Below are 15054 nucleotides of genomic sequence, written 5' to 3' on the forward strand. Positions count from 1 at the left end.
GCCCCCGACCACCCCGCCGGGCGCCGGGTGCACGGCGAGGTACACCGTGGTCAACCAGTGGCCGGGCGGCTTCCAGGGCGAGGTGACGGTGACCGCCGGCGCGGCGGCCATCACGGGCTGGACGACGAGGTGGACGTTCGCCAACGGCCAGACGGTCAGCCAGTCCTGGAACACCACGCTGACCAGCAGCGGATCGGCCGTCACCGCCCGCAACGTGGACTGGAACGGCCGGCTCGGCGCCGGGGCTAGCACCAGCTTCGGCTTCGTCGCCAGCTGGAACGGCACCAACGCCACGCCCGGGGTGAGCTGCACCGCGAGCTGACGCCGTCGCACGACCGGTGGCCGGGCCCGTTAAGGACCCGGCCACCGCTCGATGGTGTGGTCGGTCGACGGGGACCGGCACCCGGGTCACGCCGGCCGGGTCACGACGGCTCGGCCTGGCGGGCGGCGGCCAGGCGGGCGGCGCGCATCATGAGGTAGCGCTGCTCGGGCAGGCTGGTCGTCAGCGCGGCGGCGGCCCGGTAGTCGGCCACCGCGCGCTCCCGGTCGCCAGCCATCTCGTGCAGGTGGGCCCGGGCGGCGGGCAGCCGGTGGTGACGGGCGAGCCGGGTGTCGGCCGCCAGTGCGGCGAGCGCCTCGAGGCCGGCGTCGGGGCCGTGCACCATCGCCGTCGCCACCGCCCGGTTGAGCGAGACCACCGGGTTGCCGCACATCCGCTCCAGCACCTCGTACAGGGCGAGGATCTGCGGCCAGTCGGTCCGCTCGGCGCTGGGCGCCTCGTCGTGCAGTGCCGCGATCGCCGCCTGCACCTGGTACGGCCCGAGCGGCCCGCGCGCCAGCGCCCGGGTGACCAACGCGACCCCCTCGGCGATCGCCGCCGCGTCCCAGCGGCGGCGATCCTGGTCGGCCAGGGAGATCAGCTCACCCGAGGGGCCGGTCCGCGCCGTGGCCCGGGCGTCGGTGAGCAGCATCAGCGCGAGCAGGCCGGTGACCTCGCTGTCGGCGGGCAGCAGGGCGTGCAGCGCCCGGGTCAGCCGGATCGCCTCCTCCGACAGGTCCACCCGGCGCAGGTCGGGCCCGAGGCTGGCGGTGTGCCCCTCGGTGAAGACCAGGTAGAGCACCTGCAGGACGGAGGCCAGCCGGCGCTGCCGCTCCGCCGACTCGGGCATCCGGAACCCGACGCCGGAGGCCCGGATACGCTGCTTCGCGCGGCTGATCCGCTGGGCCATGGTGGCCTCCGGAACGAGGAAGGCGTGCGCGATCTCGGCGGTGCTCAGGCCGCCCACCGCGCGCAGCGTCAGCGCGACCGCCGAGGCCGGCGACAGGGCCGGGTGGCAGCAGAGGAAGAGCAGGATCAGGGTGTCGTCCCGGTCCGCCGTGAACTCCTCGTCCGCGGCCGGCGCGGTCTGCCGGCCGTCCGGCTCCCGCCGCGCGGCGAGGTCCTCCCGCCGCCGCCGGGCCGCCTCACCGCGGACCAGTTCGATCATCCGCCGGTACGCGACCTGGATCAGCCAGCCGCGCGGGTTGTCCGGCACTCCCTCCGCCGGCCACCGGGTCGCGGCCGCCAGCAGCGCCTCCTGCACCGCGTCCTCGGCGGTGGCGAAGTCACCGAACCGGCGGGCGAGCACGCCGAGGACCTGCGGCGCCAGCTCGCGCAGCAGGTCCTCGACAGGCGAGTCGATCGTGGTCAGGCCCGTCACAGCTCCTCGGGCGGGGCGGACATGACCGGGTGCACCTCGATCGGCATGTTCAACGGCCGGCCGCCGGGGCCGGGCGCGGTGGAGATGTGCGCGGCGATCTGCACGGCCCGCTGCGGGCTGTCGCAGTCCACGATCCACCAGCCGGCGAGGAACTCCTTGGTCTCGGCGAACGGGCCCTCGGTGACCACCGGCGCGCCGTCCGCACCGGCCTGGACGATCTTCGCCTGCGCCGGCCCGGCGAGACCCTCCGCCTGGACCAGCTCCCCGTCGGAGGCGAGCTTCGCGCTGACCTCCCCCATGAAACCGATGTGCGCCCGGATCTCCGCTGGCGTCCACGTGTCGATCGGGGGGAAGTCCGTGCCCGCCGCGCTGAACTGCATCAGCAACATGTACTTCACGTCTGGCTCCTCACGCCTGCGCACCATCATCGGTGCTCTCACCCTCAGGTAGAAGCAGGCACGGCGGTTCTCGACATCCGCGCCGGAGAAATCTCGGGAAGTTTGGCGGCGCCTCAGTCGACGGCGGTGACCTCCAGCAGCACGGTCTGCTCGGGGTGCAGCGCCGGCAGCTGGAGCCCGACCGTGGCCAGCACCGCCCCGCTGAGCGTCACCCCGCCGCCGGCCAGCCAGGCCGGCCCGGTCAGCTGCAGCGTCGCCGGCTCCGGCACGCCCGCCGCCGGGCGGACCGCGTACCGCCGTCGCCGGTCGAGTCCGGGGAGCCGGACCGGTCCGGGCACCTGGGCCACCGAGGTGCCCAGCCGGGCCACGGCGTACACCGCCCGGGTGCCGTCGTGGGCGACCACGCCGTGCGCCCAGACGGCCGGGTCCGGATGGTCGACCCGGACCACCCGCCCGCCGTGCAGCAACGGGCGGAGCCGCTTGTGCAGCGCCACCCAGGCGGCCAACTCGCGGCGCTCCGCGGCGCTGATCGCGCCGATGTCCCACTCGATGCCGTGGTGGCCGAAGAGGGCGGTCGCCGCCCGGAAACCGAGGTCGTGGACGCGGTGGGTGGTGTGCGAGCGCTCCGGGCCGATGTGGGTGCCGACCAGCTCGGGCGGGAGCAGCAGCCCGGTCCAGCGCTGGATCGCCAGCCGTTCCAGGGCGTCGTTGCAGTCGCTGGCCCACACCCGGTCGGTGCGCCGCAGGATCTCCAGGTCGATCCGGGCGCCGCCGGAGGCGCAGCTCTCGATCTCCACCCGGGGGTGCCGGCGGCGCAGCTCGTCGAGGAGCCGGTAGACGGCGAGGGTCTGCTCGTGCACCCCGGGGCGGCCGTGGTGCCCCGCCTCGGTGAGGTCCCGATTGTGGTCCCACTTGAGGTAGCCGATTCCGGGGTGGGCGGTCAGCAGCGCGTCGAGCCGTTCCAGCAGGTGCCCGTACGCCTCCGGGTGGGCCAGGTCGAGCACCTGCTGGTGCCGCCACGGCGGCGGCAGCCGGCCGGGCGCCGACAGCACCCACCCGGGGTGGGCGCGGAACAGGTCCGAGTCCGGGTTGACCATCTCCGGCTCGACCCAGAGCCCGAACTGCATCCCCTGACCGGTCACGTGGTCGATCAGCGGTTGCAGCCCGTCCGGCCAGACGTCCGCGTCGGCGTACCAGTCGCCGAGGCCGGCGGTGTCGTCGCGCCGCCCCCGGAACCAGCCGTCGTCGAGCACGAACCGCTCCACCCCCACCTCGGCGGCGTGGTCGGCCAGCGTCCGCAGCCGGTCCAGGTCGTGGTCGAAGTAGACCGCCTCCCACACGTTCAGGGTGACCGGCCGGGGTGTCCTCGGGTGCCGCGGCCGGGCCCGCAGATGGGTGTGCAGGGTGTCGCTGAGCCCGTCCAGCCCGGCGTCGGACCAGGCCGCGTAGAGCAGTGGGGTGGCGTACTCGCCGCCCGGGGCGAGCACCACCTCACCCGGGGCGAGCAGTTCCCCGCCGCCGAGCGTGGCTTCCCCGGTGGGCCGGCGCTCGGCGAAGGTGACGTGGTCTCCGCTCCACGCGGTGTGCACCGCCCACACCTGCCCGTGCCGGAAGCCGAAGCCGGCGGTCCCGGCGACCAGCAGCAGGGTGGCGTCGTGCCCGGTCCGGCCGTGCCGGCCCTCCCGGACCCAGGCCCCCATCGGCCAGGGGTGCCGCTGCGGGGACCGTTCCCGGCACCACCGGCCGGTCAGGTCGAGCAGTTCGGTGGCGACCGCCGGCACCGGCAACACCGGGGTCAGCTCCCGCAGCTCGTACGCGGTGGCGCCGTCGTTGCGCAGCCGGTGCCGCAGCAGCAGCAGGCCGGCCGGGTCGAGGTCGATCTCGACGGCCAGCGACAGCCCGGCGCCCGGGTCGGCCGCTCGGACGGTGATCCGGGCGGAGCCCTCGCCCGGGTCGTCGACGTCGATGCCGTCGAGGCGGAACGCGGTGGACCAGGCGGTGCGGTCGCGGTGCCCGGCGAGCGCGGGCCGGCCGCTCCAGCCGGCGCTCGCCTCGGGCAGCAGCGACAGCACGGTGGGGGCGTCGAAGCTGCTCGGCACCACCGGCGGCACGGTCGCGTCGACCAGCGCGGGCAGCTCGTCGGGGTGCAGCGGGCCGAGGTCGGCGCCCCAGTGCACCACCCGGGGCAGCCCCGGGCCGCGCGCGTCGAGCACCAGGCTGGTCCGCGCGCGGCGCAGGTGGACGACCGTCATCCCTTGCTCGCTCCCAGCGTCAGGCCTCGGACGAACTGCCTCTGGAGCAGGAAGAAGATCACCAGGGTCGGGATCGCGACCAGCACCGAGCCGGCCGAGACCAGGTTGTTGTCGGTGAAGAACTCGCCGCGCAGGTTGTTCAGTGAGCTGGTCACCGGGAACTTGTCGCCGGTGCGCATGAGCACCGTGGCCCAGAAGAACTCGTTGTAGATCCAGGTCACCTCCAGCGTGGCGAGGGCGGCCAGGGCCGGCCGGCACAGCGGCATGGTCACCTGCCAGTACTGCCGCCAGATGCTGGCGCCGTCGACCATCGCCGCCTCGTACAGGTCGCGGGGCAGGGCCTTCATGTAGTTGCTCAGCACGAAGACGCAGAAGCCGCACTGGAAGGCGACGTTGACCAGGATCAGCCCCCAGTAGCTGTCGTACAGCAGCTCGGAGTCGCTCATGAACTCCGGCAGCGGCACCTGGGTGAACAGCCGGAACAGCGGGATCAGCAGGGCCTGCTGGGGCAGCAGGTTCGCCGCGGTGAACAGGCCGAGCAGGACGAGGTTGGTCTTCCAGCTGAACCGGGCGATGACGAACGCCACGCACGAGGCGAGGAAGAGCGTCAGCAGCACCGCCGGCACCGTGATGTAGGCGGAGTTGAGGAAGTGCTTGCCGAACTCGGCGGTCCGCCAGGCGGTGACGTAGTTGTCGAGGGTCCAGCCGCCCAGCGAAACGTAGCCGTTCTCGGCGGTGTACTGGTAGGAGCGCAGCGAGGTCAGCACGGCCCAGAGGACCGGGAAGAGCCAGCCGAGGGCCACCGCGGCGAGGAAGGCGTGCAGCACCACCCGTTGCGGCCGCAAGGGCTGGTGTCGCCGCGGCGCCGCAGTGGTCGCCGACTCCCGGGTCGTGGTCGCGGTGCTCATCGCCGGTCCTCCCGCATCACGGTCGCCAGGTAAATGGTGATGAAGACCAGCGAGACGACCAGCATGATGGTCGCCAGCGCCGAGCCGAACCCGATCCGGCTGGCCTCGCCGACCACGTTCTGGGTGACCAGCGCGGAGAGCAGCTCCAGCCCGTTGCGACCCTTGTTGATCACCCAGACCAGGTCGAACGCGCGCAGCGACTCGATCACGGTCACCACCAGCACGATGATGTTGATCGGCCGCATCACCGGGAAGACCACCCGGAAGAAGGTGCTGGTCTCGGACGCGCCGTCCACCTGGGCCGCCTCCCGCAGCGACGGGTCGACACCCTTCAGCCCGGCCAGGTATAGCAGCATGACATAGCCGACGTGCCGCCAGCCGGCGGCGACCAGCACCGCCCAGATGTTGACGTCCGGGTCGCCGTACCAGTCGACGCTCGTGCCGAGGAGCGCGTTGACCAGGCCCTGGTCACGGGAGTAGAGCAGCTGCCAGACGAAGCCGATCAGCGCGAGCGAGAGCACCACCGGCAGGTAGAGCGCGGTCTGGTAGAACCGGGTGCCCCGCAGCTCCTTGTCGAGCAGGACGGCGAGGAACATGCCGAACGGGGTGGCCACCACGAACAGCGCCGCGAGCCAGAGCAGGTTGTTCTGCACGGCCGGCACGAACGGCGGGTAGATCTGGATGACGTCGGCGTAGTTGCGGCCGCCCACCCACTCGATCTCGCTGACCGGGCCGATGCCGTCCCAGTCGGTGCCGGAGAGTGCCACGGTGGCCAGCGCCGGCAGCCAGACCAGACCGACGACGAGCAGTAGCGGTACGAGCACCATGAGCGTGACGACCACGCGGTCGGTGCGGGACAACAGCCGTAGCCGGGGGCTGCGACCACCGGTGGCGGTGGTGGTCGCAGCCGGTGGCGGTACGGCGCGATCCGCCTGGATCAGGGGCCGGTCGGACACGGGTCCTTCCCCTCTCGCCGTCAGTCGGTGAAGATCGACTTCTTCTGGTTCTCGATGCTGGAGGTGAGCCCGTCGATGTCGTTCGGCTCCTTGATGAACTGCTGGAGCGCCGGGATGATCACCGTCGAGGCGAAGTCCGGTCGGGTGTCGCGGTCCAGGAACTGGGCGATTTCGGTGGCTGAGCCGACCAGCTCGGCGGCCTTGCGCTGCAGCGCGGTGTAGCCGCTGGTGTCGGCCTGGGTGTTGGCGACCAGCGTGCTCGGGTCGTTCTGCACGGTGATGTCCGCCGCCGCCTTCGAGCCGAGGTACTCCAGCAGCTTCTTGGCGTTCTCCTCCGACTTGGGCCGGCGGGCCATCATGTAGCCGTCGATCGGCGCGTCCAGGGCTTTGGCCCCGATCGCCGGGTCGATCTCCGGGAAGGTGAAGAAGTCGAGGTCGTCCTGCTCGTCGTCGCCGAACTGCTGGGCGACGAAGAGGCCGAGCAGGTACATGCCGCTCTTCTTCTGCTGCAGGGACTGAGCCGCCTCCTGCCAGGTCCGGCCGAGGCTGTCCGGCTGGTGCAGCGGCAGCAGCCCGCGCCAGGTGTCGAAGACCTTCTTCACCTTGTCCGAGGTCCAGGACTCCTTGCCGGCCATCAGGTCGACGTGGAACTGGTAGCCGTTGATCCGCAGGTTGAGGATGTCGAAGGTGCCCATCGCCGGCCAGCCGTCCTTGTCGGCGAAGGCGATCGGGTTCAGGCCGTCCTTCTTCATCTCCCCGGCGAGGCTGGTCAGCTCGTCGAGGGTCGTGGGCACCTGGTAGCCGTTCTGCTGCCAGACGGACTTGCGGTAGAAGACCGCCCACGGGTAGTACGACGACGGCACGAAGTACTGCTTGCCGTCGTCGCCGGTGGACGCCTTCTTGAACGCGTCCGACATCCCGGAGAGCTTGCCCCACACGTCGGTGAGGTCCCCGGCGAGGCCGCGTGCGGCGAAGAACCGCATCCGGTAGCCGGCGAACCAGGTGAACACGTCGTCCGGCTTGCCCTGCAGGTAGTTGTTGATGTTCTCCTGGAACGTGTTGTGGTCGACCGTGTTGATCGCGACCTGCAGGCCGGAGGAGGTCTGGAACCCGTCCATCACCTTGGCGATGACGTCCTTGGGCTTCGGGTCGGACTGGTTGGAGCCCAGCGACACGGTCTTGCCGCCGGAGCCGCCGGAGTCGGAGCCGCCGCAGCCGGCGAGCAGCCCGGTGCCGAGTAGGGCGCCGGCACCGGCGGCGCCGGCCAGCAGCGAACGACGGGGGAGTGCGGCGACGGAGGGCGGTACGAGCCGGGCCAGGTACTCGGCGTGGGTTCGGGGACGGGACATGGTGCCTCCTGCGGATGAAGAGGTGCGCTGCGCCCGAGGGCCGTCGGTGATGGCAGTGCCGGGCCGTCGTGATCCCACATCCGGATCCACCGTGAATCCACATTGGCGAACACGAACTGCCAGTGGCGCCTCAAGCTACTCGTCCTTGGAGCGCTGTCAAGGGGGTGGTCAGGAGGGAGTAACTCAGTCGTGACAAGGCTGTTACCGGGTAAACGTTGGAAACCTCATCGGTGTTGAAAACTGTTGACTTGAACGTCCGATCGGGGCACTCTCTGCACTCATGCGGCGATGGCACGGCGAGAACATCTGGTTCGGTGCCGACTACAACCCCGAGCAGTGGCCCGAGCAGACCTGGGTTGAGGATGTCGAGCTGATGCGCCGCGCCGGGGTCAACCTGGTCTCGGTCGGCATCTTCTCCTGGGCCCTGCTGGAGCCCGCTCCCGGTGAGTTCACCTTCGGCTGGCTGGACCGGGTGCTCGACCTGCTGCACGACGGCGGCGTCTCGGTCGACCTGGCCACCGCCACCGCCAGCCCTCCGCCGTGGCTGGCCCACCAGCACCCGGAGACGCTGCCCCGGCGGGCCGACGGCGCCATCCTCTGGCCCGGCGGCCGGCAGGCGTACTGCCCCAGCTCGCCGGTCTTCCGGCAGCGCTCGCTCGCCCTGGTCGACGCCGTCGCCACCCGGTACGCCGACCACCCGGCGGTGGTGATGTGGCACGTCTCCAACGAGTTGGGCTGCCACAACGTGCACTGCTACTGCGACGTCAGCGCCGAGGCGTTCCGCCGCTGGCTGCGCGAACGCTACCGCGACCTAAACGGGCTCAACGACGCCTGGGGCACCACGTTCTGGAGCCAGCGCTACGGCGACTGGGCCGAGGTCAACCCGCCCCGCGTCGCCACGGCCTTCGCCAACCCCACCCAGCAGCTGGACTTCCTGCGCTTCTCCTCGGACGAGCAGCGGGCCCAACTGCGCGCCGAACGCGAGGTGCTGACCCGGCGGGTGCGTCAGCCGATCACCACCAACTTCATGATCGGCACCGGCACCAAGTACCTCGACTACCACTCCTGGGCGTCCGACGTGGACCTGGTCGCCAACGACCACTACCTGACCGCCGCCGACCCGCAGGCGCACGTCGGGCTGGCCCTCGCGGCCGACCAGACCCGCGGTGTCGCCGGCGGCGACCCGTGGCTGCTGATGGAGCACTCCACCAGCGCGGTCAACTGGCAGCCCCGCAACGTGGCCAAGACCCCCGGGCAGCTGCGTCGCAACAGCCTGGCGCACGTCGCGCGCGGCGCCGACGGGGTGCTCTTCTTCCAGTGGCGGGCCTCCCGGGCCGGGGCGGAGAAGTACCACTCCGCGCTCGTCCCGCACGCCGGACCCGACACCAAGGTGTACCGCGAGGTGTGCCGGCTGGGCGCGGACCTCGCGGCGCTCGCGGAGGTCCGCGGCAGCCGGGTCGACGCCGAGGTGGCGATCCTGTTCGACTTCGAGGCGTGGTGGGGGGTCGAGCTGGACTCCCACCCCAGCGTCGACATCACCTACGCCGACCGCCTCCGCGCGCTCTACGACCCGCTGTGGCGGGCCGGGATCACCGCCGACGTGGTGCACCCGTCGGCGGACCTGTCCGGCTACCGCCTCGTGCTGGTGCCCACGCTCTACCTGGTCCGGGACGCGCACGTCGCGGCGCTGCGCGCCTTCGTCGAGCGCGGCGGCACCGCCCTGGTCACCTACTTCAGCGGCATCGTCGACGAGCACGACCACATCCGGCTGGGCGGGTACCCGGGCGCGTTCCGGGAGCTGCTCGGCGTACGCACCGAGGAGTTCTTCCCGCTGCGCGCGGGGGAGCAGGTCCGCCTCGACGACGGCTCGGTCGCCGACGTGTGGACCGAGTGGCTGCACGCCGAGGGCGCGCAGGTGCTCGCGTCGTACGCCGACGGGCCGCTGCCGGGCGTGCCGGCGCTGACCCGGCACCCGGTCGGCGCGGGCGCCGCCTGGTACGTCGGCACCCGCCTCGACCCGGCGGCGACCGAGCGACTGGTGACCCGGCTGGTGGCCGAGTCCGGCGCCCGTCCGGCGGCGGCGGTCCCGGCGGGCGTGGAGGTGGCCCGGCGCCGCGACGGTGACCGGAGCTGGCTTTTCGTCATCAACCACACAGCCGAGGCGGCCCGGCTGGCGGTCACCGGCACCGAACTGCTCGGTGGCGTGCCCTGCGCCGGTGAGCTGGTGGTCGCCCCCGGCGAGGTGGCCGTGGTGCGCGAGGAAGCCCAGTCCACGCCGGTTGTGGCGAGGCAGCGGACCGTCGATGCGACCTGAGCCGGATACTCATCCCATCGTCCGGGCGAAGGAGGTTCCATGCTCGCCCAGCAACGGCAGACCGCCATCCTCGATCTGATCCGCCAGCGCGGCGGCGTCCGGGTCAGCCACCTGGTGAGCCGGTTCGGCGTCTCCGACATGACCATCCGGCGAGATCTGGAAGTGCTGGCCGAGCGCGGGCTGGTCGACAAGGTGCACGGCGGGGCGACCCTGGTCGGCCCCGGGTCGGCCGAGGAGCCCGGATTCGCCGCGAAGTCGATCCGCCAGCAGGCCGAGAAGCGCGCCATCGCCGACCGGGCCGCGACCCTGGTCGAGCCGGGGATGGCCATCGCCCTCTCTGCCGGCACCACCACCGCGGCGCTGGCCACGCTGCTGGCCGACGTGCGGGGGCTGACCGTGGTGACCAACTCGATCCCGGTCGCCGACGCGCTCTACCAGAACCCGCGTGCCGACCAGACCGTGGTGCTGACCGGCGGCATCCGCACCCCGTCCGACGCGCTCACCGGGCCGGTCGCCGAGGCGGCAATCAGCTCGCTCAACGTCGACCTGCTCTTTCTCGGGGTGCACGGGATGAGCAAGCGCACCGGCCTCACCACCCCGAACCTGCTGGAGGCCGGGATCAACCGCTGCCTGATCAACGCGTCCCGGCAGCTGGTGGTGCTGGCCGACCACACCAAGTGGGAGACGATCGGCATCGCCACCATCGCCCCACTGGAGGACACCGACGTGCTGATCACCGACGGCGGGCTGCCCGCGGAGGCGCGGACCGCGATCGGCGAGCAGGTCGGCGAGCTCATCGTGGTCGAGGTGGCGTGAACGCCGCCGGCAGCGGCGCGCCGGTGCGGCTCACAGGCATCTCACAGCGCCGGCGGATAGGGTGCCGCCGTGAGCGGCCCGTTCCAGGGTGGAGCGGGGACCGGCAACGCGGGAGTTCCGAATGGTCTTCAAGAAGATGCTGAGCGCGTTCGGCGTGGGCGGTCCCAGTGTGGACACCGTGCTGGACAACCCGAACACCCGGCCCGGCCTGACCCTCGACGGCCGGGTCAACCTGCTCGGCGGGGACGCCCCGGCGAACATCGAGCAGGTCGTGGTCGGCCTGGTCACCAGGGTGGAGATCGAGGGCGGCGACACCGAGTACGCCGGCGTCATGGAGTTCTACCGGATGCCGGTCAGCGGCCCGCTCCAGCTCGCCCCGAAGCAGCAGCTGACCATCCCGTTCCAGCTGCCGGTGCCGTGGGAGACGCCGATCACCGACGTCTACGGCCAGCGCCTGCACGGCATGACGATGGGGCTGCGCACCGAGCTGGCGATCGCCCGCGCGGTGGACAAGAGCGACCTCGACCAGGTCAACGTGCACCCGCTGCCGGTGCACGAGCGGATCCTGGAGGCGTTCCAGCGGCTCGGGTTCCGGTTCAAGCACGCCGACCTGGAGCGCGGCCACATCCGGGGCACGCAGCAGACGCTGCCGTTCTACCAGGAGATCGAGTTCTTCGCCGCGCCGCAGTACGCGCAGACCATCACCGAGGTCGAGCTGACGTTCGTGACCAGCCGGCAGGGCGTCGACGTGATCCTGGAATGCGACAAGCGCGGCGGCTTCCTCAGCGCCGGCCACGACGTCTTCGGCAGGTACCAGGTGTCGCACGCCGACGCGGACCGGGTCGACTGGACCGAGGTGGTCGACCGCTGGCTGCGGGAGACCACCTCCCGCTACGGCGGCCTGCGCGCCCAGGGCTTCGGGGTCCCGCACGGGCGCGGCCGGGGCCACGGCATGGGCGGGATGGTCGCCGGGGCCGCGCTGGGCGTCGCCGGCGGGATGGTCGCCGGCGAGATGATCGAGGACGCCTTCGAGGGCGACTTCGCCGAGGGCTTCGGCGGCTTCGAGGAGTGAGCCGCGGGCACGGCGGGCCCACCCACGACCGTGGCCTCCGGGAGATCCTCCCGGAGGCCACCGGCCGCTCGTGGCGGGTCAGCGCCCGCGCGTCTTCCGCTCCTCGCCGGAACGGCGCGCGCTACCGGCCTTGGCCAGACCTCGACTGACCAGGTACGCGCCGGTCAGGATGGTCAGATACCACCACGCCTGGTTCGGGTTGTTGATGTTCAGCCCGTCGGTGGCCGGACCCCGCCAGAAGGCGGAGATCACCAGCAATGCAGACGCGGCGGCGAAGATCCAGAACTCCGTCGTCAGGAACGAGTGCTTGGTCTCCGTGCCTGGCGACGGCATCTGCTCCCGGTGCCCGTCACCCGCCATCGGCATCGGGCGGGTGGGCGCCTCCTGCATCGCCGCGCGGTTCTGCATGTCGGCGGCCGGCCGGTTCGTCGGCCTGGTGGATGCAGCCTGCGTGCTCATCTGGTCCTCCTCAGGATGCGATGAGTCGTACCTGCAATCCCTCGCCCCGCTACCGCGTCTCGGCCACGGCACGGTTTCGTGTTTCTGGCGGGGGCACCCCCCGACTACCCGACCGCCGGGGGCAGTAACACCCGGTCACCGGCCGGATTGCCGCGGACCCGCCGGTGACGCCGCCGCGGGCGCCACCGGCGGGGCACCTCAGCGCAGGCCGTTGCGGATCGCTACGCCGACGAGCAGCTCGGGGTCGTCGGTGATGACGCCGTCGACGCCGAGGTCGATGACCCGCTGCATCACCGCCGCGTCGTTGACGGTGTACGGGATCACCTTCAGCCCGTACCGGCGCTGCAGGGTGCGCACGTCCGGTCCGTGGAAGTACGCCGGGTTCTCCCGCAGGTACCAGTCCGCGACGGCGAGCGTGCCCTGCCCCGGATCGTGCACCTGCCAGTTCGCCGACACCGTCCCCGCGTCCGCCGCACGGGTCAGCCTGCCCAGGTCCCGGTGTTTCCACCAGTCCAGCCCCGCGGTCCACGGGCTGCGCACCGTCGGGTCGCCGTACACCGCCCGCAGCGAGCACTCGTCGGCGAGGCTCGCGCACTCCGCCGGGCCGTACTGCCACACCAGCGCCACCGTGCCGATCCGCCGGTCGAGCTTGCGGGCGTAGGTGATGGTCCGCCAGTCGAAGGACTGGATGGTGGCCCGGCCGGTGAGGCCGGCCCGCTGGATCGCGGTGACCAGCTTGCGGGTGAAGCTGCGGTACGGCTCGGTGTCGTCCGCCAGCGGACTGATCTTCGTCTCGATGTTGAATCGGATGTCGTCCCGGCCGCTGGCCCGGACCAGCGCGAAGACCTCGTCCAGGGTGGGGATCCGGGCCCCCGGGGCGGGCACCTGCGCGGGCAGCTCCGGCAATGTCTTCGTGCCGCAGTCCAGCGTCTTCAGCTGCGCGAGGGTCAGGTCGTGTACCCGCCTGCCCACGTACGGGAACTCCGGGTCGCCGGGGCGGGCCGGAGCGGTGTCCTGGCAGTGCGAGCCGTTGACGGTGCGATCGTGCAGCACCACCAGGTGACCGTCGGAGCTGACCCCGGTGTCCAGCTCCAGGGTGGAGATCGCCCGGTTGGTCAGCGCGTGCGCGAACGCGGGCAGGGTGTTCTCCGGCCGGGTGGCCCGGCCGCCCCGGTGCGCCTGGACGTCGAACGGCGCGGCGTGCCCCGTCGGCAGCGGCATGCCGCGCTGCGCGAGCAGGTCGCGCAGCCGGTCCGGGTAGTCGGTGATGATGCCGTCCACCCCGTCGTCGATCAGCTTTGCCATGGTCGGCACGTCGTTCACCGTCCAGGGGATCACCCTGATCCCGTTGCGGTGCGCGTGGGCCATCAGCTCCCGGGTGACGTACGGGCGGTAGGCCGGGTCGGTGACCGTGCCGTTCTGCGGAAAGCCGTGCACTGGTGAGAACGCGTCAGCGCCGAAGCTGCGGATCGCCCGGATCGGGTCGCCGCCGAAGTCGTCGATGTCCAGCCCGCCCAGCCACGGCGACGCGCCGGGCTGCCCGGTCTGCAGGAAGTCGTGGTTGGTCAGCGCGACCAGCGGCAGCCGCGGTTCGACCTGGCGCATCCGCATCAGCGCGCCCCAGTCGAAGCTCTGGATGGTCACCTGCCTGAGCAGCCCAGCGGCCCGGATCTCCGCCGCGGTCACCTGGACGAACTGCTCCCGCGGGGCGGTCTCGGCCGGCGCGCCGGCCTCCACCTTGGTCTCCACGTTGAGCGTCACGTCATCGGCCCGGTAGCGCTTCACCAGGGCGAACACCTCGCGCAGCAGCGGCATCCGGGCGCCCGGCACGGCGAGCTGGCCGGGCCGGTCCGGCAGCGTCCGCGACCCGCAGTCGAGGGTGCGCACCTGGGCCAGGCTGAGCGTGTTGACGTACCTGCCGACGTACGGGAACTCCGGGTCGCCCGGCGTCACCGGGGCGGTGTCCACGCACTTGGTGCCACTGACCCGCCGGTCGTGGGTGACCACGGCCTGCCCGTCCTCGGTGATCTGCACGTCCAGTTCCAGGGTGTTCACCCCGAGCTGGAGGGCGTTGCCGAACGACGCGAGGGTGCTCTCCACCCGTAACCCCAGGCCGCCGCGGTGGGCCTGGACGTCGAAACTCCGGTCCGGTCGCGGCTTCGCCTCGGCGGGCGCCGCGAGCCCGGACGTCACGGTCGCCGCGACCAGTGCCGCGACGGCGGTACGGCGTATGGTGCGCACGCTGTCCTCTCTCCCTCCGGCGGGGATCTCCCGCCGATCCGTCGCCCAGCATGGGGAGCCGGGACGGCGGGCGGGCGAGCGCCGGGAGACGGCCCGGTGAACCGGCGGTGCGGGTTTGGCCGGCCGGTCGTCGGGCACGCAGAAAGACCGACACCATCTGCGAGGTGATCAACGTGCGTGAGGACGACAGGCGACAGGACGCCGCCCGGCGGGCCGAGGACCGGATAGCCGGTGGCGTGTACGGCGAGGGCGCCCTCGACGAGGTCACCGTGCCTCCGACCGACGTTCAGCGGGTCATCGAGGAGGAGGATCCCGGTGACCCGGCGCGGGTGCGGGTCGACCCGAACGTGCTGCGCGACGGCGGCCCGACCAGGGGCCAGGGTGCGGTGACCACCACCGGCGGCACCGCCGGGCCGGCGAGTGTGCGCCGGCTGGCCCGTCAGCCCGAGCGGCACCGCGGCAAGGTCGCGCCGACGACGACGGGTGACGCCACCACGGGCGGCCTGAGCACCCCGGCCGGCGGGTCCACCAGCGACCAGTCCACCATCGCCACCGGCCCCGGCAACTCCACCACCGAATAACCCCACCC

13 protein-coding genes are annotated in these 15054 nt (G+C 72.2%); 5 read left to right on the forward strand and 8 right to left on the reverse strand.

Annotated elements, in window-relative coordinates:
- Nucleotides 1-322 (forward strand): cellulose binding domain-containing protein (locus C1I99_RS19835; protein ID WP_199562288.1); only part of this gene is annotated, 322 nt, incomplete at its 5' end.
- A gap of 100 nt (nt 323-422) precedes the next feature.
- Here C1I99_RS19835 and C1I99_RS19840 read toward each other — a convergent pair.
- The 6 genes from C1I99_RS19840 to C1I99_RS19865 all read right to left on the reverse strand — a co-directional run bounded on the left by C1I99_RS19840 (nt 423) and on the right by C1I99_RS19865 (nt 7563).
- On the reverse strand, nt 423-1700 hold the full coding sequence (locus C1I99_RS19840) for an RNA polymerase sigma factor (protein ID WP_233512599.1): 1278 nt from the start codon (nt 1698-1700) through the stop codon (nt 423-425).
- Nucleotides 1697-2089 (reverse strand): YciI family protein, encoded by a 393-nt coding sequence (locus C1I99_RS19845; protein WP_233512600.1) that lies wholly within the window; start codon nt 2087-2089, stop codon nt 1697-1699. Before C1I99_RS19845 ends, C1I99_RS19840 begins: the two co-directional genes overlap by 4 nt.
- Before the next feature lie 122 nt (nt 2090-2211).
- Nucleotides 2212-4350, reverse strand: coding sequence for an alpha-galactosidase (locus tag C1I99_RS19850; RefSeq protein ID WP_111135723.1), 2139 nt, complete (start codon nt 4348-4350; stop codon nt 2212-2214).
- Nucleotides 4347-5258: a carbohydrate ABC transporter permease gene (locus C1I99_RS19855; protein ID WP_111135724.1), complete on the reverse strand. Its 912-nt coding sequence runs from the start codon at nt 5256-5258 to the stop codon at nt 4347-4349. The genes C1I99_RS19850 and C1I99_RS19855 overlap by 4 nt, the downstream gene beginning before the upstream one ends.
- Nucleotides 5255-6214 carry a carbohydrate ABC transporter permease gene (locus C1I99_RS19860; protein WP_111135725.1) on the reverse strand — a complete coding sequence of 320 codons (960 nt, stop codon included), beginning with the start codon at nt 6212-6214 and terminating at the stop codon, nt 5255-5257. The genes C1I99_RS19855 and C1I99_RS19860 overlap by 4 nt, the downstream gene beginning before the upstream one ends.
- Before the next feature lie 20 nt (nt 6215-6234).
- Entirely contained in the window at nt 6235-7563 is a 1329-nt protein-coding gene (locus C1I99_RS19865) for an ABC transporter substrate-binding protein (protein ID WP_111135726.1), read from the reverse strand.
- A gap of 280 nt (nt 7564-7843) precedes the next feature.
- Between C1I99_RS19865 and C1I99_RS19870 the strand changes: the two genes are divergently transcribed.
- The 3 genes from C1I99_RS19870 (at nt 7844) to C1I99_RS19880 (ending at nt 11765) form a co-directional block, all read left to right on the forward strand.
- Complete coding sequence (locus tag C1I99_RS19870; protein ID WP_111135727.1) at nt 7844-9877, forward strand: beta-galactosidase; 2034 nt, start codon at nt 7844-7846, stop codon at nt 9875-9877.
- A gap of 39 nt (nt 9878-9916) precedes the next feature.
- On the forward strand, nt 9917-10693 hold the full coding sequence (locus tag C1I99_RS19875; RefSeq protein ID WP_111135728.1) for a DeoR/GlpR family DNA-binding transcription regulator: 777 nt from the start codon (nt 9917-9919) through the stop codon (nt 10691-10693).
- 121 nt (nt 10694-10814) lie between these two features.
- On the forward strand, nt 10815-11765 hold the full coding sequence (locus tag C1I99_RS19880; RefSeq protein WP_111135729.1) for a sporulation protein: 951 nt from the start codon (nt 10815-10817) through the stop codon (nt 11763-11765).
- Between the two features lie 78 nt (nt 11766-11843).
- Here the strand turns inward: C1I99_RS19880 and C1I99_RS19885 are convergent, their stop codons facing one another.
- Both C1I99_RS19885 and C1I99_RS34085 read right to left on the reverse strand, forming a co-directional pair.
- Nucleotides 11844-12224 (reverse strand): hypothetical protein, encoded by a 381-nt coding sequence (locus C1I99_RS19885; RefSeq protein ID WP_111135730.1) that lies wholly within the window; start codon nt 12222-12224, stop codon nt 11844-11846.
- 198 nt (nt 12225-12422) lie between these two features.
- Nucleotides 12423-14465, reverse strand: coding sequence for a glycerophosphodiester phosphodiesterase family protein (locus C1I99_RS34085; protein ID WP_111135731.1), 2043 nt, complete (start codon nt 14463-14465; stop codon nt 12423-12425).
- A 173-nt stretch (nt 14466-14638) separates the two neighbouring features.
- On the opposite strand from C1I99_RS34085, the gene C1I99_RS19900 reads away from it, so the two are divergent.
- A complete protein-coding gene (locus C1I99_RS19900; protein WP_111135733.1) occupies nt 14639-15046 on the forward strand; it encodes a hypothetical protein in 408 nt (135 codons plus the stop codon).
- Nucleotides 15047-15054 lie beyond the last annotated feature (8 nt).

This window comes from Micromonospora deserti, assembly GCF_003236335.1.
Taxonomy (GTDB): Bacteria; Actinomycetota; Actinomycetes; order Mycobacteriales; family Micromonosporaceae; genus Micromonospora; species Micromonospora deserti.